This is a genomic window from Streptomyces sp. NPDC031340 (genome assembly GCF_055569945.1).
Genome location: NZ_JBVIIE010000090.1, coordinates 1 through 25,600 on the forward strand (window position 1 = coordinate 1; position 25,600 = coordinate 25,600).

4 protein-coding genes and 1 pseudogene are annotated in these 25,600 nt (G+C 74.5%); all 5 read left to right on the top strand.

Annotation, left to right across the window (positions count from 1 at the left end):
* The coding region (locus ACZ5GT_RS38950) for an SDR family NAD(P)-dependent oxidoreductase (protein ID WP_469036165.1) at positions 1–2,928 on the top strand (2,928 nt) is incomplete at its 5' end.
* 113 nt (positions 2,929–3,041) lie between these two features.
* On the top strand, positions 3,042–7,298 hold the full coding sequence (locus tag ACZ5GT_RS38955; RefSeq protein ID WP_469036166.1) for a type I polyketide synthase: 4,257 nt from the start codon (positions 3,042–3,044) through the stop codon (positions 7,296–7,298).
* A 266-nt stretch (positions 7,299–7,564) separates the two neighbouring features.
* A pseudogene (locus ACZ5GT_RS38960) lies at positions 7,565–12,493 on the top strand (type I polyketide synthase); the annotation flags it as partial.
* A 64-nt stretch (positions 12,494–12,557) separates the two neighbouring features.
* A complete protein-coding gene (locus tag ACZ5GT_RS38965; RefSeq protein WP_469036168.1) occupies positions 12,558–23,876 on the top strand; it encodes a type I polyketide synthase in 11,319 nt (3,772 codons plus the stop codon).
* Positions 23,877–23,963: 87 nt separating this feature from the next.
* On the top strand, positions 23,964–25,600 hold a 1,637-nt coding region (locus ACZ5GT_RS38970), incomplete at its 3' end, for a type I polyketide synthase (RefSeq protein ID WP_469036170.1).

Below are 25,600 nucleotides of genomic sequence, written 5' to 3' on the forward strand. Positions count from 1 at the left end.
GCCGCCGCAGTCTCGGGTGCGTTGAGTCTTGAGGACGCGGCGCGGGTGGTGGTGCTGCGGTCGGGTTTGTTCGCGGAGGAGTTGGTGGGTCGGGGTGCGGTGGCGTCGGTGTCGCTGCCGGTGGGGGAGGTCGAGGCGCGTCTGGAGCGGTTCGGCGGGGTGCTGTCGGTGGCGGGGGTGAACGGTCCGGGTTCGGTGACGGTGGCGGGCGAAGTGCCGGCCCTTGAGGAGCTGGTGGCCGGGTTGGAGGCGGAGGGTGTGCGGGCGAAGGTGATCGGCTCGACGGTCGCTTCGCACTGTGCGCAGGTGGACCGGCTGCGTGGGCGGATCGTGGAACTGCTGTCCTTCGTCAGGCCGCGGGCGGGGAGTGTGCCGTTGTATTCGACGGTGACGGGGGAGGTGTTGGCGGGTCCGGAGCTGACGGCGGAGTACTGGTACGAGAACTGCCGGCGGCCGGTGTCCTTCGAACCCGTCGTGCGACGTCTCCTGGCCGAGGGCCACAGCACGTTCATCGAGTGCAGCGCCCACCCCGTTCTGGTCTACGGCGTCATGGAGACCGCCGAGGCGGCAGGCGCCGACGCCGTCGCGCTCGGCACGCTGCGCCGCGACGAAGGCGGCCTGGCGCGCTTCTACACCTCGCTCGGCACCGCCTGGAGCCGTGGCATCCCCGTCGACTGGACCACCGTCCTCGCCGGACGCGGCGCATGCACCGTGGACCTGCCCACGTACGCGTTCCAGCACCGGCGCTTCTGGCTGGAGTCCGCGGCGGCCGACGAGGCCGCCCCCGCGCCCGGTACGGCCGACCCGGCGGAGGCGGGATTCTGGGCGGCCGTCGACGACGGCGACACCGACCGGCTCGCCGCCACGGCGGGCCTGGACGCCGACCGGCCCCTGCGCGAACAGCTGCCCACGCTCGCCGCATGGCACCGCGGCCGCCGCGACCGGGCCACCATCGACTCCTGGCGCTACGACGTCCAGTGGACCCTCCTGCCCGACCACGGCGCCGACCGGCTGACCGGCACCTGGCTCGTCGTCGAGCCGGCCGGCCCCGCCGGCCCGGCCGACACCGGCCGCGTCGAGGCCGTCGTCGCCGCCCTCGCCGCCCGTGGCGCCGACGTGGACCGCCTGCCCCTCGACCCGGCCGACGCCGACCGCACGGACTGGGCCGCGAAGCTCACCGGCACCGACGTGGCCGGGGTGGTGTCCCTGCTGGCCGGCGCGGCCGACCCGGACAGTGCCGTCACCGGCACCCTCGTCCTCGTCCAGGCCCTCGGCGACGCCGGGGTGACCGCGCCGCTGTGGGTCCTCACCCGGGGAGCCGTCGACACCGGGCACGACGCGCCCGCCGACCCCGCGCAGGCCATGCTGTGGGGGCTCGGCCGCGTCGTCGGACTCGAACAGCCGCGCACCTGGGGCGGACTGGCCGATCTGCCCGAGACCTTCGACGAGCGGGCCGCCGCCCGGCTCGCCCGGCTGCTCGCGGGCGGCCTCGGCGACGAGGACCAGGTCGCGCTGCGCCCGAGCGGCGCCTACGGCCGCCGTCTGACCCGTGCCCCGCTCGGGGACGCCGAGCCGGTGCGGCGCTGGCAGCCGCGCGGCACCGTACTGGTCACCGGCGGCACCGGCGGCGTGGGCGCCCAGGTCGCCCGGCGCCTCGCCGCCGGCGGTGCCCGGCACCTGGTTCTGACCAGCCGCCGTGGTCAGCGGGCGCCCGGAGCCGCCGCGCTCGCCGACGAGATCCGCGCGCTGGGCGCCGAAGTCACCCTCGCCGCCTGCGACATGGCCGACCGCGAGCAGGTACGGGCCGTCCTCGACGCGATCCCGGCCGGGACACCGCTGACCGCCGTCGTGCACGCCGTCGGGATCGTCCAGTCGACCCTCGTGGAGGAGATGACCGTCGACGAGTTCCGGGAGATCAACGCGGGCAAGGTCGGCGGTGCCCGGCACCTCGACGAACTCCTCGGCGACACCGAACTCGACGCGTTCGTGCTGTTCTCCTCCAACTCCGGCGTCTGGGGCAGCGGCCGGCACGGCGGCTACGCGCCCGGCAACGCCTACCTCGACGCGTTCGCCGGGCGGCGCCGCGCCCGTGGCCTGACCGCCACCTCGGTGGCCTGGGGCGCCTGGGGCGGCGGCGGGATGATGGAGGGCGACGGCGTCGAGGAGTACATGCGCCGCCGCGGTGTGCTGGAGATGGACCCCGGACTCGCCCTGGACGCCATGGTCCAGGCCGTCGAGCACGACGAGGTGTTCCGCGCCGTCGCCGACGTCGACTGGGAGCGGTTCGTCCCCGGTTACACCTCCGGACGGCCCAGCCCCCTCATCAGCACCGTGCCGGAGGCCCGTCGCGCCCTGGCCGCCGCCGAGGCGCCCGACCAGGACGGCGGCGACACCGGCGCGGCCGCCGAGTTCGGCCGGCGGTTCGCCGCGGCGAACCCGGCCGAGCGGGAGTCCCTGCTGCTCGGCCTCGTCCGCCACAAGGTCGCCACCGTCCTCGGGCACTCCTCCGGCGACGACGTCGAACCCGGCCGCGCCTTCAAGAACCTCGGCTTCGACTCGCTGACCGCCGTCGAACTGCGCGACCGGATCGGCGCCGCCACCGGCCTGAAGCTCCCGGCGACCGTCGTCTTCGACTACCCCAGCCCGGCCGCGCTCGCCGCGCACCTGCGCACCGCCCTGCTGCCGGGCGGGGACGCGCCCGTCGGCGGGGTCCTCGACGAACTCGACCGCCTGGAGAGCGCGCTGTCCGCCGCCGACCCCGACACCGACACCCGCACCAAGCTCAGGCAGCGCCTCCAGGCCCTGCTGTGGACCGTCGACGAGGACGCGCCCACCGGCGGCGGAACGGCCGAGGGCTCCGACGCCCTGGAGACGGCCACCGCCGACGACATGTTCGCCCTGCTCGACAAGGAACTGGGCACCTCCTGACCTGTCCCCGGGGCCGTGCCCGCACCCGGCCCCGGGGGCGGCTGCCCGCCATGCCCGACACCGGCCCACGGCCGGCGAACCGCCCGCCCACGGAGCCCACGGAGACACCGACCATGGCGCAGAGCCAGCACACCGAGAGCAACGAGGCGAAACTCCTCGAATACCTCAAGCGGGCGACGGCCGACCTGCAGCAGACCCGCAAGCGGCTGCAGGCCGTGGAGGCCGCGGGCCACGAGCCCGTCGCCGTCATCGGCATGGCCTGCCGCTACCCGGGCGGCGCCGACACCCCCGAAGCGCTGTGGCGGCTGGTCGCCGACGGCGCCGACGCCGTCGGCCCCTTCCCCGACAACCGCGGCTGGGACATCGACGCCCTCTACGACCCCGACCCCGACACCCCCGGCACCAACTACGTGCGCGAAGGAGCCTTCCTCCACGACGCCGACCGGTTCGACGCCGGCTTCTTCGGCATCTCGCCCCGCGAGGCGCTCGCCATGGACCCGCAGCAGCGGCTCGTCCTGGAGACCGGCTGGGAAGCCGTCGAACGCGCCGGCATCGACCCCACCACCCTCGCCGGCAGCGCCACCGGCACCTTCATCGGCTTCAGCGCCCTCGACTACACCACCGGCCTGACCGACGTCCCCGACGAACTCGAGGGCTACATCGGCACCGGCAACCTCGCCAGCGTGCTGTCCGGGCGCCTCGCCTACTTCCTCGGCCTGGAGGGCCCCGCCGTCACCGTCGACACCGCCTGCTCCTCCTCCCTCGTCGCCCTGCACATGGCCGCCCACGCCCTGCGCACCGGCGAGTGCTCCCTAGCCCTCGCCGGCGGCGTCACCGTCATGTCCAACCCGGCGGGCTTCGTCGAGTTCAGCCGCCAGCGCGCCCTGGCACCCGACGGCCGCTGCAAGGCCTTCGCCGCGGCCGCCGACGGCTTCGGCCCCTCCGAGGGCGCGGGCGTCCTCCTCGTCGAACGGCTCTCCGACGCCGTCCGCAACGGCCACCCCGTCCTCGCCGTGATCCGCGGCTCGGCCGTCAACCAGGACGGCGCATCCAACGGCCTCACCGCGCCCAACGGACCCTCCCAGGTCCGCGTCATCAAGGCCGCGCTGGCCGACGCCCGGCTCACCCCGGCCCAGGTCGACGCGGTCGAGGCACACGGCACCGGCACCACCCTCGGCGACCCCATCGAGGCCCAGGCACTCCTCGCCACCTACGGGCAGAACCGGCCCGAGGACCAGCCCCTGTGGCTCGGCTCCGTGAAGTCCAACATCGGACACACCTCCGCCGCCTCGGGCGTCGCGGGCGTCATCAAGACAGTGCTCGCCATGCGCGAGGGCCTCCTGCCCCGGACCCTCCACGTCGACGCCCCCTCCGACCGCGTCGACTGGAACTCCGGCGCCGTCCGACTCCTCACCGAGGCCCGCCCCTGGCCCGAGACCGGCAGACCCCGCCGCGTCGGCGTCTCCGCCTTCGGCATCAGCGGAACCAACGCCCACGTCATCCTCGAACAGCACCAGCCGGACGCCGACGACACCCCGGCACCCACCACGCCCGGCGCCCTCCCCACCGACGACGCCCCCTGGATCCTCTCCGCCCGCACCGCGGCCGCCCTGCGTGACCAGGCCGCCCGACTGCGGGACTGGCACGCACACCATCCCGACCTCGACCCGGCCGTCGCCCTCGCCACCACCCGCACCGCCTTCGACCACCGCGCCGCCCTCATCGGCGGCGACCGCATCACCGCCCTGCACGCCTTCGCCGAGGGAGACACCTCCGCCAAGGTCGTCGAAGGCACGGCCCACACGGGCAAGACGGTGTTCGTCTTCCCGGGTCAGGGGTCGCAGTGGGCGGGGATGGCGGTGGAGTTGTACGGGGCTTCGCCGGTGTTCGCCGGGCGGCTGGATGAGTGCGGGCGGGCGTTGCAGCCTTACGTGGACTGGTCGCTGCTGGATGTGCTGCGGGGTGTCGAGGGTGCGCCCGGTTTTGATCGGGTGGATGTGGTGCAGCCGGCGTTGTGGGCGGTGATGGTGTCGCTGGCGGAGTTGTGGCGGTCGGTGGGGGTGGAGCCGGCTGCGGTGGTCGGTCACTCGCAGGGCGAGATCGCGGCGGCCGCCGTGTCCGGTGTGCTGAGTCTGGAGGATGCGGCGAAGGTGTCCGCGTTGCGGGCTCGTGCGCTGATCGCTCTGGCGGGTAAGGGCGGGATGGTGTCGGTGGCGGACACCGCCGATGCCGTACGGGAGCGGATCACGGCCTGGGGTGACCGGTTGGCTCTGGCTTCGGTCAACGGTCCGCAGTCCACGGTGGTTTCGGGTGATCCGGAGGCGCTGGACGAGCTGATGGCCCTCTGTGAAGCGGACGGTGTCCGTGCCCGGCGTATCAACGTCGACTACGCCTCGCATTCCTCCCAGGTGGAGTCGATCCGCGAGGAGGTGCTGACCCTGCTGGACGGCATTCAGCCGCGCACCGCCGAGATCTCGTTCTTCTCCACCGTCACCGGTGATTTCGTCGACGGTCCGGAGTTGGACGCGGGGTACTGGTACACCAATCTGCGCACCACCGTCCGTTTCCAGGAAGCCGTAGAGGGCCTGCTGTCCCGGGGCCATGGTCTGTTCGTCGAGTCCAGTGCCCACCCGGTGCTGACGATCGGCGTGCAGGAGAGCATCGACGCCTCCGAGGCCACCGCCGTCACTCTGGGCACCCTGCGCCGTGACGAGGGCGGCCCGCAGCGCTTCCTCACCTCCCTCGCCGAGGCCTGGGTCCACGGAGCGCAGGTCGACTGGCAGGCGGTGTACGGGCGTTCGCCGCGGCCCGAGTTGCCGACGTACGCCTTCCAGCGCCGGCGCTACTGGCTGGAGGCGGGCAAGGGCGGCCAGGGTGCCGGTGACGTCACCGCGGCCGGGCTGGCGGCCGCGGATCACCCGCTGCTGGGGGCCGCGGTGCGGCTCGCGGAGGGGGATCAGGTGGTGCTCACCGGGCGGCTGTCGCTGCGGACGCACCCCTGGCTCGCCGACCACGCCGTGGGAGGCGCGCGGGTGCTGCCCGGGGCCGTGTTCGTCGAACTCGCCGTTCGGGCCGGGGACGAGGCCGGATGCGACGTCCTCGACGAGCTGACCCTGGAGAAGCCACTCGCGGTGCCCGACGACGCACCGGTCGACCTGCAAGTGGTCGTGGGCCCGCCGGACCCGGCGGGACGGCGCCCGGTCGCCGTGTACGGCCGCGACGGCGACGACCCTGGCGGAAGCTGGACGCGGCACGCGCACGGCACTCTGTCGCGAGCCGAAGCTCCCCCGGAGACACATGAGTTGGCGGCATGGCCGCCGCCCGATGCCGAGCCGGTGGACCTCGACGGGTTCTACGCCTCCCTCACCGAGTCGGGATACGGCTACGGGCCGGTCTTCCAGGGCCTCACAGCCGTATGGCTCGCCGGTGGCGGTGGCGGCGTTTATGCGGAGGCGGAGTTGCCCGAGGACCAGCACGGGCACGCCGCACGCTTCGGGCTGCACCCGGCGCTCCTGGAGGCCGCGCTGCACGCGCTGGCGGTCAGCGGGCCGCCGGCGCAGGAGGGTACGGCCTGGCTGCCGTTCGCGTGGAGCGGGGTGCGGCTGCACGCCGCCGGGGCCCGCCGGGTACGGGTCCATCTCACTCCGGTGGGGCCCGACGAGGTGGCGGTCACGGTGGCCGACGCGGCCGGCCGGCCGGTCGCCGTGGTGGACTCGTTCGCCTCACGGCTCGTGCCCGTCGAGGAGTTGCGGACCGCCGCGGAGGCCGTCGGCGCCCGCGCCGGGACCCCTCCCGCCGAGCGCGCACCGCGCCGCCGCGACGCCGCCGTCACGGAAGACCCTGGGGGCGCCGCTTCGTTCGCGCGAGAACTGGCCCGGCTGGGCCCGCAAGAGCAGGAGCGCATACTGACCGACCTGGTGCGCACCCGCGTCGCCGCCGTCCTCGGGCACGACGAGCACGAAGTCGTCGAACCCGAACGCGCCTTCAAGGACCTCGGCTTCGACTCGCTCACCGCCGTGGAACTGCGCAACCGGCTCACCGCCGCCACCGGACTGCAACTGCCCGCCACCCTGGTCTTCAGCCACCCCACCCCCCTCGACCTGGCCCGCCACCTGCTCACCGAACTGGGCACCGCGCGCGCCGCGGAGGCCCCCGGACTGCGCGAACTGACCCTGTTGGAAGCCGCTTTGGCGGACGTGGAGCCGGACGAGGAGGCCCGGGACACCGTGACCAAGCGCTTGGAGGCGCTGCTGTGGCGCTGGCGCCGCAACGGCACCGCGCAGGCCGCCGTGCTGGACGGCGACGCCCTCGACAGCGTGTCCGACGACGAGATCTTCGACCTGATCGACAAAGAGCTGGGCGCCTCCTGACCTGCCCCACCGCCCACCGCCGCCCCTCGGGGTGGCGGCGGTCGCCCGTTCCCCGCCGCCGGGGAGGGGAGTCGACCGCCCGCTATACGGGTCGCACCCCTCATTTCAGGGGTTGGCCCGATCGCGCTCGCACGCGACGGTGGCCAGGTGTCCCCGTGCCCGACCGGACCGACCCGACCGACCGGACCGACCGGGCCCCAGGAACCGGGAGCTTCCCGCGTTGCTCCGCAGCCCCAAGTCCCCAAGGAGTACCGAGCATGCCGACGAGCAACGAAGACAAGCTCCGCGACTACCTCAAGCGGGTCACCGCGGACCTCAGCCGCACCAAGCAGCAGCTGCGCGACGCCGAGGACGCCGGCCACGAGCCGGTCGCCATCGTGTCGATGGCGTGCCGTTTCCCGGGCGGGGCCACCGATCCCGAGGGTTTCTGGGACCTGATCGCCTCCGGCACCGACGCGATCACCCCGTTCCCCACCGACCGCGGCTGGGACGTCGACAACCTCTACGACCCCGACCCGGACAAGCCCGGCAGGACCTACGTCACCGAGGGCGGGTTCCTGCGGGGCGCCACCCTCTTCGACCCGGAGCTGTTCGGCATCTCGCCGCGCGAGGCCGCCGCCATGGACCCGCAGCAGCGGCTCCTGCTGGAGACCGCCTGGGAGGCCCTCGAACGCGGCAGCCACGACCCGCTGTCCCTCAAGGGCAGCGAGACCGGCGTCTTCGTCGGCGCCGTCGCCTCCGACTACGCCTCCCGGCTGACCGCCCTCCCCGAGGACGCCGAGGGCTACATCGGCACCGGCACCATGTCCAGCGTCCTGTCCGGCCGGGTCGCCTACACCTTCGGCCTGCAGGGACCGGCCGTCACCGTCGACACCGCCTGCTCCTCCGGCCTGGTCGCCCTGCACCTGGCCGTGCAGGCGCTGCGCCGCGGCGAGTGCTCGCAGGCGCTGGCCGCGGGCGTCGCCGTGATGGCGTCTCCCGCCGCCTTCGTCGAGTTCAGCAAGCAGCGGGCGCTCGCCGCGGACGGCCGCTGCAAGGCGTTCGGGGCGGGCGCGGACGGCACCACCTGGGCCGAGGGCGTGGGCGTCCTGCTCGTCGAGCGGCTCTCCGACGCCCGCCGCGACGGCCACCGGGTGCTCGCCGTGATCCGCGGCTCCGCCATCAACCAGGACGGTGCCAGCAACGGCCTCACCGCACCCAGCGAGCCCGCCCAGCAGGAGGTCATCCGCAAGGCCCTCGCCGACGCCCGGCTCACCGCGGCCCAGGTCGACGCGGTCGAGGCGCACGGCACCGGCACGTCCCTCGGCGACCCCATCGAAGCCCAGGCCCTCCTCGCCACCTACGGGAGGGAACACACCGCCGAGCGGCCGCTGTGGCTGGGGTCGGCCAAGTCCAACATCGGGCACGGCGGCCCGGTCGCCGGCATCGCCGGCGTCATCAAGACCGTGCAGGCGCTGCGTCACGGGATCCTGCCGAAGACCCTGCACGCCGACGAGCCGACCCCGCACGTCGACTGGGCGTCCGGCGGCGTGCGGCTCCTGGCGGAGGCACGCCCCTGGGAGCGCGGCCCCGAGCCGCGCCGGGCCGGCGTCTCCTCCTTCGGGGTGAGCGGCACCAATGCACACGTCGTCCTGGAGGAGGCCGAACCAGCCGTCGAGGCGGCCGTCGAGGAGCCCTCGGGACCGTTCCCGTGGATCGTGTCCGGCCGTACCCCGGGCGCCCTGCGCGACCAGGCGGCCCGGCTCCTCGCCCACGTCGGGGACGGCGCCCCGGCGGCCGCCACCGGCTTCTCGCTGGCCACCACGCGGACGGCCCACCCGGTGCGCGGCGCGGTCGTCGCGGCCCGGCACGAGACGTTCCGCGCCGGCCTCGCGGCACTCGCCGACGGCGACGTCACAGGCACCACCGTCACCCCGGGCGCCGACCGGCCGGTGTTCGTGTTCCCGGGTCAGGGGTCGCAGTGGGCGGGGATGGCGGTGGAGTTGTACGACGCCTCGCCGGTGTTCGCCGCGCGGCTGGAGGAGTGCGCCCATGCTCTGTCGGCGTACGTGGACTGGTCGCTGCTGGACGTCCTGCGGGGCGTCGAGGGCGCGCCCGGCTTCGACCGGGTGGACGTGGTGCAGCCCGCGCTGTGGGCGGTGATGGTGTCCCTCGCCGGCCTGTGGCGCTCCCACGGTGTCCGCCCCGCCGCGGTGGTGGGCCACTCGCAGGGGGAGATCGCGGCCGCCGCCGTCGTCGGTGCGCTGAGCTTGGAGGACGCGGCGAAGGTGTCCGCGTTGCGGGCTCGTGCGCTGATCGCTCTGGCGGGCAAGGGTGGGATGGTGTCGGTGGCGGACACCGCCGACGCCGTACGGGAGCGGATCACGGCCTGGGGCGACCGGCTGGCCCTGGCGTCGGTCAACGGCCCGCAGTCCACGGTGGTTTCGGGTGATCCGGAGGCGCTGGACCAGCTGATGGCCGCCTGCGAGGCCGACGGTGTCCGTGCTCGGCGCATCGACGTGGACTACGCCTCGCATTCCTCCCAGGTCGAGTCGATCCGTGAGGAGGTGCTGACCCTGCTGGACGGCATCCGGCCGCGCACCGCCGAGATTCCCTTCTTCTCCACCGTCACCGGCACCCTCATCGAGGGCCCGGAGCTGGACGCCGAGTACTGGTACACCAACCTGCGCACCACGGTCCGTTTCCAGGAAGCCGTCGAGGGCCTGTTGCATCGCGGCCACGGTCTGTTCGTCGAGTCCAGTGCCCACCCGGTGTTGACGATCGGTGTGCAGGAGAGCATCGACGCCTCCGAGGCGGCCGCCGTCACCCTGGGCACCCTGCGCCGCGACGAGGGCGGCCCGCAGCGCTTCCTCACCTCCCTCGCCGAGGCCTGGACCCATGGCGCCGAAGTCGACTGGACCACCGTCTTCCCCGACGGCACCCGCCCGGTCGACCTGCCGACCTACGCCTTCCAGCACCGCCCGTACTGGCTCGACGACGCCGCCGACGCCACCGCCGGTGCCGCGCACGCCGCCGACGAGACCGACACCGCTTTCTGGACGGCCGTCGAGAGCGGCGACCTGGCCCGGCTCGGGGTCAGCGGCGACCAGCCGCTGGACGAGGCGCTGCCCACGCTCGCCGCCTGGCGCCGCGCCCAGCGGGAGAAGTCGGCCCTCGACTCCTGGCGCTACCGCACCGTGTGGACCGTCACCGACACCGCCGAGCCCGTGCTGACCGGCACCTGGCTGCTCCTCGAACCCGAGGACGGGGCCGGTGACCTCGCCGAGGCCGCGGCCGGCCGTCTCGGCGCACTCGGCGCCCGTATCGTGCGCATCCCGGTCGACATCTGGGCCGCCGACCGCTACACCCTCGCCCAACAGCTGCACGAGGCGCTCGCCGCCGAGGGCGAGGAGACGGTCACCGGCATCCTCTCCCTGCTCGCCCTCGACGAGCGCGGGCACCCCGACCACCCGTCGCTGCCGCTCGGCCTCGCCGGGACCGTGACCCTGGTCCAGGCCGTCCTCCAGGTCCGTGAACTCGTGGAGTTCGACGCCCCGGTGTGGGCCCTGACCCAGGGGGCCGTGTCCGTCGGCGACAGCGATCCGCTCACCCGGCCCGTGCAGGCGGCCGTATGGGGGCTGGCCCGCGTCCTGGTGCAGGAGCACCCGCGGCTGTGGGGCGGCATCGTCGACCTGCCGGACACCGTCGACGAGGAGGCGTACCGGAGGCTCGCCGGCATCCTCGCCGAACCCGGGGACGAGGACGAACTCGCCGTCCGCTCCTGGAACGTGCTCGTCCGCCGCCTGGTGCGCGCCCCCCTCGGCGACACCGAGCCGCCACGCGCCTGGACACCGCGCGGCACCGCCCTGGTCACCGGCGGCACCGGCGGCCTCGGCGCACAGACCGCCCGCTGGCTGGCCCGGGCCGGCGCCCCCCACCTGCTCCTGGTCAGCCGCCGCGGACCCGAAGCCCCCGGCGCGGCTGAACTCGCCCAGGAGATACGGGACCTGGGCGCCGAGGTGACCATAGCCGCCGCCGACGTGGCCGACCGCGAGCAGCTGCGCACCGTCCTGGACGCCCTGCCCGCCGACGCCCCGCTCACCTCCGTCTTCCACACCGCCGCCGTCCTCGACGACGGCATGGTCGACTCCCTCACCCCCGACCGGCTCGCCCAGGTGTGGCGGGTCAAGGCCCAGGGCGCCCTCAACCTCCAGGAACTCACCGAAGGCAGGGACGACCTCGACGCGTTCGTCCTGTTCTCCTCCTTCGGCGCCGCCTACGGCTCCGCCGGCCTCGGCAACTACACGCCCGGCAACACCTTCCTCGACGCCCTCGCCCACCAGCGCCGCACCCGCGGCCTGCCCGCCACCTCCGTGGTGTGGGGCACCTGGGCGGGCAGCGGCATGGCCGCCGGCGGCGCGGGCGAACGCGCCCGGCTGCAGGGCGTGTGGGAGATGCCGCCCGAGCTGGCCACCGCCGCCCTCCAGCAGTCGCTCGACCACGACGAGACCAACCCCGTCGTCATCGACATCCGCTGGGACGGCTTCACCCTCGGCACCGGCACGGAACGCAACAGCCCCCTGTTCGAGATGGTTCCGGAAGCCGCGAAGGTGCTCGCCGACACCGCGGCCGCCGCACAGGAGGAGACCGCCCGCGGCGGGAGCACCGCCGACGAACTCCTCGGCCGGCTCAACGGCCGGACCCCCGCCGAACAGGACCGGGTCCTGCTCGACCTGGTGCGCCGGCAGGCCGCCTCCGTCCTCGGCCACGGTGCCGCGGACGCCGAGGCGCTCGCCGCCGTCGGCCCCGAACGCCCCTTCCGCGAACTGGGCTTCGACTCGCTCAGCGCGGTCGAACTGCGCAACCGGCTCGGCACCGCCACCGGCCTGAGCCTGCCCTCCACACTCGTCTTCGACCAGCCCACCCCCGCCCGGCTCGCCGCCCACCTGCGCACCGAGCTGTACGGCGACGGCACCTCCGTCGACCCGCTCCTCGACGACATCGACCGGCTGCAGAGCACCCTCGCGCACGCCACCGCGGCCACCGAGGAGGACCGGGCCCGCGTCACCGGACGCCTCCAGGCGCTCCTCGCGGCCTGGCAGACCGGCGAGCGGACGCAGACCGGCGACCAGGCACAGACCCGCGACGCCGACATCGCCGCCGCCTCCGACAACGAACTGTTCGACCTGCTCGACGACGAGCTGGAGGCCCGGTGACCCGGCAGCGACGCCCCTCACGATCGCGCAGTGCAGGCTTCCCGTTCACGGTAGGTGACTGACGTTGAGCACCAGCAGCACGAGCAACCCCGGCAGCACGAGCAACCCGGGCAGCACGAGCAACCCGGGCAGCACGAGCAACCCGGGCAGCACGAGCAACCCCGGCCGCCCCGACAACGAGGCCAAGCTCCGCGAATACCTCAAGCGGGCCACCGCCGACCTGCGCAACGCCCGCAGACGGGTGCGCGAACTCGAGGAGCCGGAGCCGGTCGCGATCATCCGCATGGCCTGCCGCTTCCCCGGCGACGTGCGCAGCCCCGAGGCCCTGTGGGACCTCGTCGCCGACGGCCGCGACGGCATCGGCCCCTTCCCCGAGGACCGCGGCTGGGACGTCGACGCGCTCTACGACCCCGACCCCGACAAGGCCGGCACCTCCTACACCCGCGAGGGCGGATTCCTGCGGGACGTCCCGGAGTTCGACGCCCAGCTCTTCGGGATCTCACCGCGCGAGGCCCTCGCCATGGACCCGCAGCAGCGGCTCCTGCTGGAGACCACCTGGGAAGTCCTGGAACGCGCGGGCCTGGACCCGACCGCGCTCAAGGGCAGCCCCACCGGAGTCTTCGTCGGCGCCTCCGCCTCCAGCTACGGCGGCGACCTCGACACGGTTCCCGACGGAGTCGAGGGCTACCTCGGCACCGGCAGCGCCGCCGCCGTCGTCTCCGGCCGCGTCGCCTACACCTTCGGCCTGGAGGGCCCGGCCGTCACCGTCGACACCGCCTGCTCCTCCTCCCTCGTCGCCCTGCACCTCGCGGTGCGGGCGCTGCGCCAGGGCGAGTGCTCCCTCGCCCTCGCGGCCGGCGTCACCGTGATGTCGACGCCCGGACTCTTCGTCGAGTTCAGCCGCCAGCGCGGCCTCGCCGCCGACGGCCGCTGCAAGGCCTTCGCCGACGCCGCCGACGGCACCGGCTTCGCCGAGGGCATCGGCGTACTGCTTCTGGAACGCCTGTCCGACGCCCGCCGCAACGGCCACGAGATCCTCGCCGTCGTCCGCGGCTCCGCCGTCAACCAGGACGGCGCCTCCAACGGCCTCACCGCGCCCAACGGGCCCTCCCAGGCCCGCGTCATCAAGGCCGCCCTGGCCGACGCGCGGCTCACCCCGCAGCAGATCGACGCCGTCGAGGCACACGGCACCGGCACCACCCTCGGCGACCCCATCGAGGCCCAGGCACTCCTCGCCACCTACGGCCGCAACCGCCCCGAGGACCGCCCGCTGCACCTCGGTTCCGTCAAGTCCAACATCGGGCACACCCAGGCCGCCGCGGGCATGGCCGGCGTCATCAAGACGGTCATGGCGATGCGCGCCGGCCTGCTGCCCAGGACCCTCCACGTCGACGAGCCGACCAGCCAGGTCGACTGGTCGGCCGGCACCGTGCGACTGCTGCGCGAGGCCGTCGCCTGGACCCCGCAGGACGGCGCCCCGCGCCGGGCCGGTGTCTCCTCCTTCGGCGTCGGCGGCACCAACGCCCACGTCGTCCTCGAGGAACCCGCAGCCGCCGAGGAACCCGCCCCCGAGGACCACAGCGGTTCCGACCGTCAGGTCGTCCTGGACGCCCCGCTCGTGCCCTGGGTCGTCTCCGGCAGGACTCCGGCGGCTCTGCGCGCCCAGGCCGCCCGCCTGGCCGACTTCCTCAACACCCGGAACGGCGCCACCCGCCCGCAGGACGTCGCCCTCTCCCTCGCCACCACCCGCGCCGCCCTCGAACACCGCGGCGCGGTGGTTGCCGCCGACCACGACGACCTCCTCGCCGGCCTGACCGCCCTCGCCGACGGCAGCCACCCCCTCACCGGCACCACGCAGCCCGCCAACGGCGCCGTCCTCGTGTTCCCGGGTCAGGGGTCGCAGTGGGCGGGGATGGCGGTGGAGTTGTACGACGCCTCGCCGGTGTTCGCCGCGCGGCTGGAGGAGTGCGCCCATGCTCTGTCGGCGTACGTGGACTGGTCGCTGCTGGACGTCCTGCGGGGCGTCGAGGGCGCGCCCGGCTTCGACCGGGTGGACGTGGTCCAGCCCGCGCTGTGGGCGGTGATGGTGTCGCTGGCGGAGTTGTGGCGGTCGGTAGGTGTCGAGCCGGCCGCGGTGGTCGGTCACTCGCAGGGGGAGATCGCTGCGGCCGCCGTCGCCGGCGCGCTGAGTTTGGAGGATGCGGCGAAGGTGTCCGCGTTGCGGGCTCGTGCGCTGATCGCTCTGGCGGGCAAGGGCGGGATGGTGTCGGTGGCGGACACCGCCGACGCCGTGCGGGAGCGGATCGCGTCCTTCGGTGACCGGTTGGCTCTGGCTTCGGTCAACGGTCCGCAGTCCACGGTGGTTTCGGGTGATCCGGAGGCGCTGGACCAGCTGATGGCCGCCTGCGAGGCCGACGGTGTCCGTGCTCGGCGCATCGACGTCGATTACGCCTCGCATTCCTCCCAGGTGGAGTCGATCCGTGACGAGGTGCTGACCCTGCTGGACGGCATCCGGCCGCGGACTGCCGAGATCCCGTTCTTCTCCACCGTCACCGGCGCCTTCGTCGACGGCCCGGAACTGGACGCGGAGTACTGGTACACCAACCTGCGCACCACGGTCCGTTTCCAGGAAGCCGTCGAGGGCCTGCTGGCGCGCGGGCACGGTCTGTTCGTCGAGTCGAGCGCTCACCCCGTGCTGACGATCGGCGTGCAGGAGACGATCGACAGCAGCTCCGCGACCGCCGTCACCCTGGGCACCCTGCGCCGCGACGAGGGCGGCCCGCAGCGCTTCCTGACCTCCCTCGCCGAGGCCTGGGTTCACGGCGCCAAGGTCGACTGGACCGCCGTGGTGGCCGCGCAGCGCCCGCGGACCGTCGAACTCCCCGTGTACGCCTTCCAGCGCAGCCGCTACTGGCTCCAGTCCGCCCCCGCCGATGCCACGGACGCCGACGCACTGCCCGCCGACGAGGTCGAGGCGCGGTTCTGGGAAGCCGTGGAGCGGGAGGACCTCGAAACCCTCTCCGGGGCACTCGAACTCGACGACGACAGCCCGCTCGGCGCGCTGCTGCCAGCGCTCGCCGCCTGGCGCCGCTCCCGCCGGGAGAGGGCGGTCATCGACTCCTGGCGCTACCGTGTCGCCTGGCAGCGCCTGCCGGAGCCGGCCCGCATCCCGCTGTCCGGCACCTGGCTTGTCGTGCTGCCCGCCGGGCGGGCGCCGGACCATGAGGAGTTCGCCGCCGACTGCGCGGCCGCCCTGGCCCGGCACGGCGCCGGCACGGTCACCGTGCGGACCCCCGGCGCCGACCGCGACCTGCTCACCGACGTGCTGCGCACCGCCGTGGCCGACACCCGGCTGTCCGGTGTGCTCGCCCTCACCGGGCTCGGCGGACCGGACGCCGCCCTGCACACCCTCACCCTCGTGCAGGCGCTCGGCGCCGCCGGTGTCGACGCCCCCGTGTGGGCGGTCACCCGGGGAGCGGTCAGCACCGGACGCTCCGACGCGCCCGCGGACCCCGACCAGGCACAGGTGTGGGGACTCGGCCGGGTCGTCGCACTGGAACAGCCCCGCGGCTGGGGCGGGTTGATCGACCTGCCCGCGGCGGCGGACGAACGCGCCCTGACCCGGCTCGCGCAACTCCTGACCGGCGGCGCGGGCGACGAGGACCAGATCGCGGTGCGCGCCTCCGGGGCCTTCGGGCGCCGTCTGGAGCGCGCCCCGCTCGACGAGGCGGAACCGGCCCGCGACTGGCGGCCCCGCGGCACCGTCCTGGTCACCGGCGGCACCGGCGGCGTCGGCGCCCAGGTCGCCCGGTGGCTCGCCGCCGCGGGCGCCGAGCGTCTGCTGCTGCTCGGCCGCCGTGGACCGGACACCCCCGGCATCGACGAACTCTTGGCACAGATAAGGGAGTTGGGTGGCCGGGCGGAAGCCGTCGCCTGCGACGTCGCCGACCGTGAGCAGTTGCGCGCCGTCCTGGAGGGGATCCCCGAGGAGACGCCCCTGACGGCCGTCGTGCACGCCGCCGGCATTCCGCAGTCCGCCCTCGCCGACCAGGTCACGCCCGCCGAGTACGCGCGGATCATCGCCGGCAAGGTCGACGGCGCCCGGCACCTCGACGAGCTCCTCGGCGACAGCGAACTCGACGCGTTCGTGCTGTTCTCCTCCAACTCCGGTGTGTGGGGCGCGGCCGGGCACACCGCGTACGCCGCCGCCAACGCGTTCCTCGACGCGCTCGCCGAGCGGCGTCGCGCCCGCGGCCTGACCGCCACCTCCGTCGCCTGGGGCGCCTGGGGAGGCGGCGGCATCATGGAGACGGCAGGCGTCCAGGAGTACATGAGCCGCCGCGGCGTCCTGGAGATGGACCCCGGCACCGCCCTCATGGCGCTGCTGCAGGCCGTCGAGCACGACGAGACGTTCGTCGCCGTAGCCGACGTCGACTGGAGCCGTTTCGCGCCCGGCTTCGCCGCCACCCGGCCCAGCCCGCTGCTCACCGGCGTCCCCGAGGCCCGCCGCGAACTCGCCGCCACCACCGCCGAACCCGACGGCGAGGGCGGCCCGGAGAACGCGTTCGTACGGCGTCTGACCGCCGCCGACGGCGACGAACGCGAGACCCTCCTGCTCGACCTGGTGCGCACCGAGGCCGCCACCGCACTCGGTCACTCCGGCCCCGACGGGATCGAACCGGGCCGCGCCTTCCGAGATGCCGGCTTCGACTCGCTCACCGCGGTCGACCTGCGCAACCGGATCACCGCCGTCACCGGCCTCATCCTGCCCGCGACCCTCGTCTTCGACCACCCCACCCCGCAGGCCCTCGCCGCGCACATCGGCGCCCAGCTCCTCGGCGCGTCCGAGGCGGCCGTACCCGCGCGGGTGGCCGTACCAGCGCAGGCGGCCGTACCCGCGCGGGCGGGCGAGGGCCGCACCGCCACCGACGAACCCATCGCCGTCGTCGCGATGAGCTGCCGCTACCCCGGTGACGTCACCTCCCCGGAGGACCTGTGGCGGCTGGTCGCCGAAGGACGCGACGCCATCGGCCAATTCCCCACCGACCGCGGATGGAACCTCGACGGCTTCTACGACCCCGACCCCGACAGGGCGGGCACCAGCTACGTCCGCGAGGGCGGGTTCGTGCACACCGCCACCCACTTCGACCCCGGCTTCTTCGGGATCTCACCGCGCGAGGCGCTCACCATGGACCCGCAGCAGCGGCTCCTGCTGGAGACCGCCTGGGAGGTCTTCGAACGCGCCGGGATCGACCCGCACGCCGTCAAGGGCACCAGCACCGGTGTGTTCATCGGCGCCGGATACCCCGGCTACGGACACGGCGTGCGGATGCCCGAGGGCTCCGACGGCCAGATGCTCTTCGGCGCCTCCGCCGCCGTCGCCTCCGGCCGGCTGTCGTACACCTTCGGCCTGGAAGGCCCCGCCGTCACCGTCGACACCATGTGCTCGTCCTCGCTGACCGCGCTGCACCTGGCCGTGCGGACGCTGCGCGCCGGCGACTGCACCGCCGCCCTGGCCGGCGGCGCGATGGTGATGTGCTCACCCGGCGTGTTCATCGGGTTCAGCCAGCAGCGCGGCCTGTCGCCCAGCGGCCGCTGCAAGTCCTTCTCGCAGGACGCCGACGGCACCGGCTGGTCCGAGGGCGTCGGCATCCTCCTGCTCGAACGGCTCTCCGACGCCCGCCGCAACGGCCACCAGGTTCTCGCCGTCATCCGCGGCACCGCCGCAAACCAGGACGGCGCCTCCAACGGCCTGTCCGCACCCAGCGGCCCCGCGCAGCAGCGCGTCATCCGCGCCGCCCTCGCCGACGCGGGCCTGCGCCCCGCTGACATCGACCTCATCGAGGCGCACGGGACCGGCACCACCCTCGGCGACCCCATAGAGGCCCAGGCCGTCCTCGCCACCTACGGGCAGGACCGCCCCGACGGCACTTCGGTGTGGATGGGCTCGCTGAAGTCCAACATCGGCCACGCGCAGGCCGCTTCGGGTGTCGCCGGCGTCATCAAGACCGTGATGGCCCTGCGTCACGGCGTCCTGCCCAAGACCCTCCACATCGCCGAGCCCACGCACGAGGTCGACTGGACCTCCGGCACGGTCGGACTGCTCACCGAGGCCCGCCCCTGGCCCGAGACCGGCCGGCCCCGCCGCGCCGCCGTCTCTTCCTTCGGAGGCTCCGGCACCAACGTCCACGTCGTCCTGGAGGAACCGGTCCCCGACGAGGAACCCCCGCGAGCGCCCGCCGTCCCCGCCTTCCCGCAGGAAGCCCTGCCCTGGCTCGTCTCAGCCCGCGGCACGGCCGCACTCGGCGCCCAGGCAGCGCGCCTGCGGGACCTCGTCGCCGACGGCACCGCACACCGGCCCGTCGACATCGCCCGGTCCCTCGCCACCACCCGCGCCGCCCTGGAGCAACGCGCCGCCGTCACCGGCGACGACCGCGGCACCGCCCTGCGTGCCCTCGCCGAGAACCGCCCCGACAGCGGCCTCGTCCAGGGCTCCGTGCTGAAGGGCGTGGGCCGTCCGGTGTTCGTGTTCCCGGGTCAGGGGTCGCAGTGGGCGGGGATGGCGGTGGAGTTGTACGGGGCTTCGCCGGTGTTCGCCGGGCGGCTGGAGGAGTGTGCGCGGGCGCTGTCGGGGTTCGTGGACTGGTCGCTGCTGGATGTGCTGCGGGGTGTCGAGGGTGCGCCCGGTTTTGATCGGGTGGATGTGGTGCAGCCCGTGTTGTGGGCGGTGATGGTGTCGCTGGCGGAGTTGTGGCGGTCGGTGGGCGTGGAGCCGGCCGCGGTGGTCGGTCACTCGCAGGGCGAGATCGCTGCGGCGGCCGTGTCCGGTGTGCTGAGTCTGGAGGATGCGGCGAAGGTGTCCGCTCTTCGTGCTCGTGCGCTGATCGCTCTGGCGGGCAAGGGCGGGATGGTGTCGGTGGCGGACACCGCCGATGCCGTACGGGAGCGGATCACGGCCTGGGGCGACCGACTGGCCCTCGCCTCCGTCAACGGGCCGCAGTCCACCGTCGTCTCCGGCGAACCCGAGGCGCTGGACGAGCTGATGGCCGCCTGTGAGGCCGACGGCGTTCGCGCCCGGCGGATCAACGTCGACTACGCCTCGCATTCCTCCCAGGTCGAGTCGATCCGTGACGAGGTGCTGACCCTGCTGGACGGCATCCGGCCGCGCACCGCCGAGATCCCGTTCTTCTCCACCGTCACCGGCGCCTTCGTCGACGGCCCGGAACTGGACGCGGAGTACTGGTACACCAACCTGCGCACCACCGTCCGTTTCCAGGACGCCGTAGAGGGCTTGTTGCCGCGCGGGCGCAAGGTCTTCATCGAGGCCAGTGCCCATCCGGTGCTCACCGTCGGTGTCCAGGAAGCCATCGACGCCACCGGCGGTCAGGCCGTCGCGCTGGGCTCGCTCCGGCGCGACGAGGGGGGCGCCCGGCGCTTCCTCGCCTCCGTCGCCGAGGCGTGGACGCACGGCGTCACCGTCGACTGGGCGGCCGTCCACGCCGGGCACGACACGGCCCGCGTCGACCTGCCGACGTACGCCTTCCAGGACCAGCCGTTCTGGCCGGACCCGCTGCCGCCGTACTCCGGTGACGCCACCGGCTTCGGTCTCGGCGACACCGGCCACCCGATACTCGGGGCCGCCGTCCGGCTTGCCGACGGCGACGGCGAGGACCTCCTGTTCACCGGCCGTCTCGCGGCCGACACCCAGAGCTGGCTCGGCGACCACGCCGTCTCCGGGACCCCGCTGCTGCCCGGCACCGCCTTCGTCGAACTCGCCGTCCGCGCGGGCGACGAGGTCGGCTGCGGCCTGCTGGAGGAACTCACCCTCCAGGCGCCCCTGGTGCTGCCCGAACGCGGCGGCGTCCACCTCCAGGTGCGCGTCCGCGCCGCCGACGCCGCGGGGCGTCGTACCGTCACCGTGTACTCGCGCCCCGAGGACGCCCCCGCGGACCGGCCCTGGACCCGGCACGCCACCGGCGCGCTCGCCCCCGGCGAGGTCACCGGCCACGACCTGAGCGCCTGGCCGCCACCCGGCGCCGAGCCCGTCGGCCTCGACGGGTTCTACGAGGCAGCCGCCGCGACCGGCTACCGGTTCGGGCCCGCCTTCCAGGGCCTGCGCGCCGCCTGGCGCGACGAGGCCACCGGCGACGTGTACGCCGAGGTCTCCCTGGACGCCGCCCACCAGCGCGACGCGGCCGGTCACCTGCTGCATCCCGCTCTCCTGGACGCCGCCCTGCACGCCATGCGGCTCGGCGACTTCATCGAGCTGACCGGCCGGGCCCGGCTGCCGTTCGCCTGGACCGGCGTCGCCCTGCACGCCGCGGGCGCGACCGCTCTGCGCGTGCGGATCAGCGCCGCCGGCACCGACACGGTCGCCGTCGACCTCGCCGACGCCTCCGGTGCGCCGGTCGCCACCGTGGAGTCGCTGGTCCTGCTGCCCGTCGACACCGCACAGCTGCGCCGCGACACCGGCCCGGACCACTTGTTCCGCGTCGACTGGACCGAGTGGGCCGCGGCCGGGCAGCCGCCCGCCGACGCCCTCGCCGTCATCGGCGACGACCCGCTCGGCATCGCCGACGCCCTGCGCGGCGCGGGCGCCTCCGTCACCACGGCCCCGGCGCTCGACGGCCTCACCTCCGTCCCGCCGGTCGTCGTGCTGCCGCTCGCCCCGGGCGACGGCGACGCCGAAACGGTGCGCGCGCGGACCGCTGAACTGCTCGCCACCGTCCAGCACTTCACCGTCGGCGAACGGTACGCCGGCGCGCGCCTGCTCGTCCTCACCTTCGGCGCCGTCGCCACCCGCACCGGCGAGGACGTCACCGACCTCGGTCACGCCGGCGCCTGGGGCCTGGTGCGGGCCGCGCAGACCGAGAACCCCGGCCGGCTGCTGATCGCCGACCTCGACACGGCCACGGCTACGGCGGCGGCCGCGCTGCCCGCCGCGGTCGCGGCAGCCGTAGCCCAGGACGAACCGCAGTTCGCGCTGCGCGGCGGCCGCACCCTGGCGCCGCGCCTCGCCCGCACCCACACCCCCGGCGGCCTGCTCACCCCGCCGCCCGGCAGCACCTGGGCGCTCGACTCCACCGCGGCCGGCACCGTCGACAATCTGGCGCTGCTGCCCCGCCCCGAGGCCGCCGCGGAGCTGCCCGAGCACGGTGTGCGCATCGCCGTGCACGCCGCCGGCCTGAACTTCCGTGACGTACTGGTGTCGCTCGGCATGTATCCGGCCGGCGGGTTCATGGGCTGCGAGGCCGCGGGCGTGGTCGTCGAGACCGGCCCCGGCGTCACCCACCTCGCCGCGGGCGACCGCGTCGCGGGCATGGTGCCCCACGCGTTCGGACCGCTCGCCGTCGCCGACGCCCGCATGGTCGCCCGTGTCCCGGACGGCTGGACGTTCACCACGGCGGCCTCCGTACCGGCGGCCTTCCTGACCGCGTACTACGGTCTGGTCGACCTGGCCGGGCTGCGGGCGGGGGAGCGGGTGCTGGTGCACGCGGCCGCGGGCGGTGTGGGCATGGCGGCGGTGCGGATCGCCCGGCATCTGGGTGCCGAGGTGTTCGGCACGGCGAGCGAGGGCAAGTGGGACACGCTGCGCGAACTCGGCCTGGACGACGACCACATCGCCTCCTCCCGCGACACCTCCTTCGAGGACGGGTTCCGGGCCGCGACCGGCGGCGAGGGAGTAGACGTCGTCCTGGACTGCCTGGCCGGTGAACTGGTCGACGCCTCGCTGCGGCTGCTGCCGCGCGGCGGCCGCTTCGTCGAGCTCGGCGCCACCGACGTCCGCGACCCGGAGGAGGTGGCCGCCGCGCATCCCGGCGTCGCCTACCGCCGCTTCGACCTGATGGAGGCCGGCCCCGAACGCATCGGGGACATGCTCGCCGCGCTGGTACGCCACTTCGAGGCGGGCGAGCTCACCCCGTTGCCGGTGCGGGCGTGGGACGTCCGGCGGGCTCCGGAGGCGTTCCGGTTCATGAGCCAGGCCAAGCACATCGGCAAGCTCGTCCTCACCGTCCCGCAGGGCTGGGACCCGGAGGGCACGGTGTTGATCACGGGCGGTACCGGCACGCTGGGCGCGCTGCTGGCCCGGCATCTGGTGGCCGTGCACGGGGTGAGGCATCTGCTGCTGACCAGCAGGCGGGGCGCGGACGCGCCGGGCGCCGCCGAACTCGTACGGGAGTTGGAGGAGTCGGGGGCGGAGGTGACGGTGGCCGCCTGTGATGTCGCGGACCGTGGGGAGTTGGCCGCGCTGCTGGCGACGATCCCCGCCGGCCGGCCGTTGACCGGTGTGGTCCACACCGCCGGTGTCCTGGACGACGGTGTCCTCGGCTCCCTGGACGCCGCCCGCGTCGACCACGTCATGCGGCCCAAGACGGACGCGGCGCTGAACCTGCACCACCTCACCCGCGACCTGCCGCTGCGCCGGTTCGTCCTGTACTCGTCGGCGGCCGGCGTCACCGGCAACTCCGGACAGGCCAACTACGCCGCCGCCAACACCTGCCTCGACGCGCTCGCCCACCACCGGCGCGCGCACGGCCTGCCCGCCACCTCCCTCGCCTGGGGCATGTGGCACCAGATCAGCGATCTCACCGCCGGCCTCGACGACACCGATCTCGCCCGCTTCGGCCGCGGCGGCGTCACCCCGCTCACCGCGGACCAGGGCCTAGCCCTGTTCGACGCCGCCACGGACCGCGACGAGGCCCTCCTCGTACCCGTCGGCCTCGACCCCGACGCCCTGCGCGAGTCCACCAGCGGCGCACCGCCCGCCCTGTACCGGGCCCTGGTGCGCCCCGCTCCCGCCCGCCGCACGGCGGGCGACGGCACCGCCGACGACACCGACGGCGCCGCCCTGCTGCGCCGGCTCGCCGGACTGACCGCCGAACGCCGGAGCGAGGTACTCCTCGACCTGGTCCTCAGCAACGTGGCGGCCGTCCTCGGCCACACCGGCACCGCCGCCGTGGAACGCGACCGTGCCTTCAAGGACCTCGGCTTCGACTCGCTCACCGCCGTCGAACTGCGCAACCGGCTCGGCGCCGCCACCGGCCTCCGGCTGCCCGCCACCCTGGTCTTCGACCACCCCACCCCGCAGGATCTCGCCGAGCACCTGCGAGCCGGACTCAGCCCCGGCGACAGCCCCTCCGAGACCGGCGCGGACACCCCGGACGAGACGGCGATCCGGCGCGCGCTGGCCACCGTCCCGCTGGACCGGCTGCGCGAGGCGGGCGTCCTCGACACCCTGCTGCGCCTGGCCCAGGCCGGCCCCGACGGCGCCCGGACCGAGGACGAGGAAGAGGCAGAGGACGCCCGGGCACGGGAGGCATCGATCGCCGAGATGGACCTGGACGACCTGGTGTCCCTGGCCCTCGACGGCGACGACACCTGACCCGGCGACGGGTCGGCCTCCCCGCCCGCCCCCGACCACCGCACGGCAACGCCATCCAACCGTGACGCGGAGATCCGGAGACACAGCATGAGTAACCCCTCGGACAAGGTCGTCGAAGCCCTGAGGGCGTCCCTGACGGAGACCGAGCGGCTGCGCCGGGAGAACCGGCAGCTGTCCACCGCCGCGCACGAGCCCATCGCCGTCGTCGCCATGGGCTGCCGCTATCCCGGAGGCATCGAGTCGCCGGAGGACCTGTGGGAGTTCGTGCTCGGGGAGCGCGACGCGGTCTCCGGGTTCCCGGACAACCGCGGCTGGGACCTCGGCGACACCGGCAGCGCCCGCGAGGCCGCGTTCATCCCGGACGTCGACCAGTTCGACGCGGGCTTCTTCGGCATCTCGCCGCGCGAGGCCCTCGCCATGGACCCGCAGCAGCGGCTCCTGCTGGAGACCTCCTGGGAGACCCTCGAACGTGCCGGCATCGACCCCGCACGCCTCAAGGGCACCCCCACCGGCGTCTACATCGGAGCCGCACAGCCGTCGTACGGCCACGGCGCCGGCGACAGCGCCGAGGGCGCCGAAGGACACCTCGTCACCGGCACCGTCGCCAGCGTCATCTCCGGCCGTCTCGCCTACCACTACGGCTTCGAGGGCCCCGCCGTCACCATCGACACCGCCTGCTCCTCCTCCCTCGTCGCCGTCCACCTCGCCACCCAGGCACTGCGCTCCGGCGAGTGCTCCCTGGCCCTCGCCGGCGGCGTCACCGTCATGGCCACGCCCGGCCTGTTCGTCGGCTTCAGCGCCCAGGGCGTCATGGCGTTCAGCGGCCGCTGCCGCGCCTTCGCCGCCGCGGCCGACGGCACCGCCTTCTCCGAGGGCGTCGGCCTGGTCCTGCTGGAGAAGCTGTCCGACGCCCGCCGCAACGGGCACCGGGTGCTCGCCGTCGTCCGGGGTACGGCGGTCAATCAGGACGGCGCCTCCAACGGCCTGACCGCGCCCAGCGGCCGAGCCCAGCAGCGCGTCATCCGCGCCGCCCTGAAGAACGCCCGACTCACCCCCGACCAGATCGACGCGGTCGAGGCGCACGGCACCGGCACCACCCTCGGCGACCCCATCGAGGCGCACGCCCTGCTCGCCACCTACGGACAGCACCGGCCCGAGGGGCGGCCGCTGCGGCTCGGCTCCATCAAGTCGAACATCGGCCACACCCAGGCAGCCGCCGGCGTCGGCGGCCTCATCAAGACCGTCATGTCGCTGCGCCACGGCGTCCTGCCCAGAACCCTGCACGTCGACGCCCCGTCCCCGCACATCGAATGGGACAGTGGCGACGTCGAACTCCTCCTGGAGGCCTGCGCTTGGCCCGAGACCGGCCACCCGCGCCGGGCGGGCGTCTCCTCCTTCGGCCTCAGCGGCACCAACGCCCACGCCATCGTCGAAGAAGCCCCCGAACCCGCCGAACCTGCCGAACCAGCCGACGTCGCAGCCCCCGAGGGCCCGTTCGTCGCCGAGACCGGCCCGGTGGTCTGGCCCGTCTCCGGCACGACCGCTCGCGCCCTCGACGCCCAGATCGCCCGGCTGCGCGCCTACGCCGCCACCGACACCGCGCCAAGACCGCTCGACATCGGTTACTCCCTGGCGGCGCATCGTGCGGTGTTCGATCACCGTGCGGTGGTGGTGGGTGGGTCGCGGGAGGAGTTGGTGGCGGGGCTCGAGCGGCCGGTGGTGCG

Bases quoted from the DNA above. Each gene is read 5' to 3' on its own strand.
- ACZ5GT_RS38955 (WP_469036166.1), top strand. From the start codon at position 3,042: ATGGCGCAGAGCCAGCACACCGAGAGCAACGAGGCGAAACTCCTCGAA.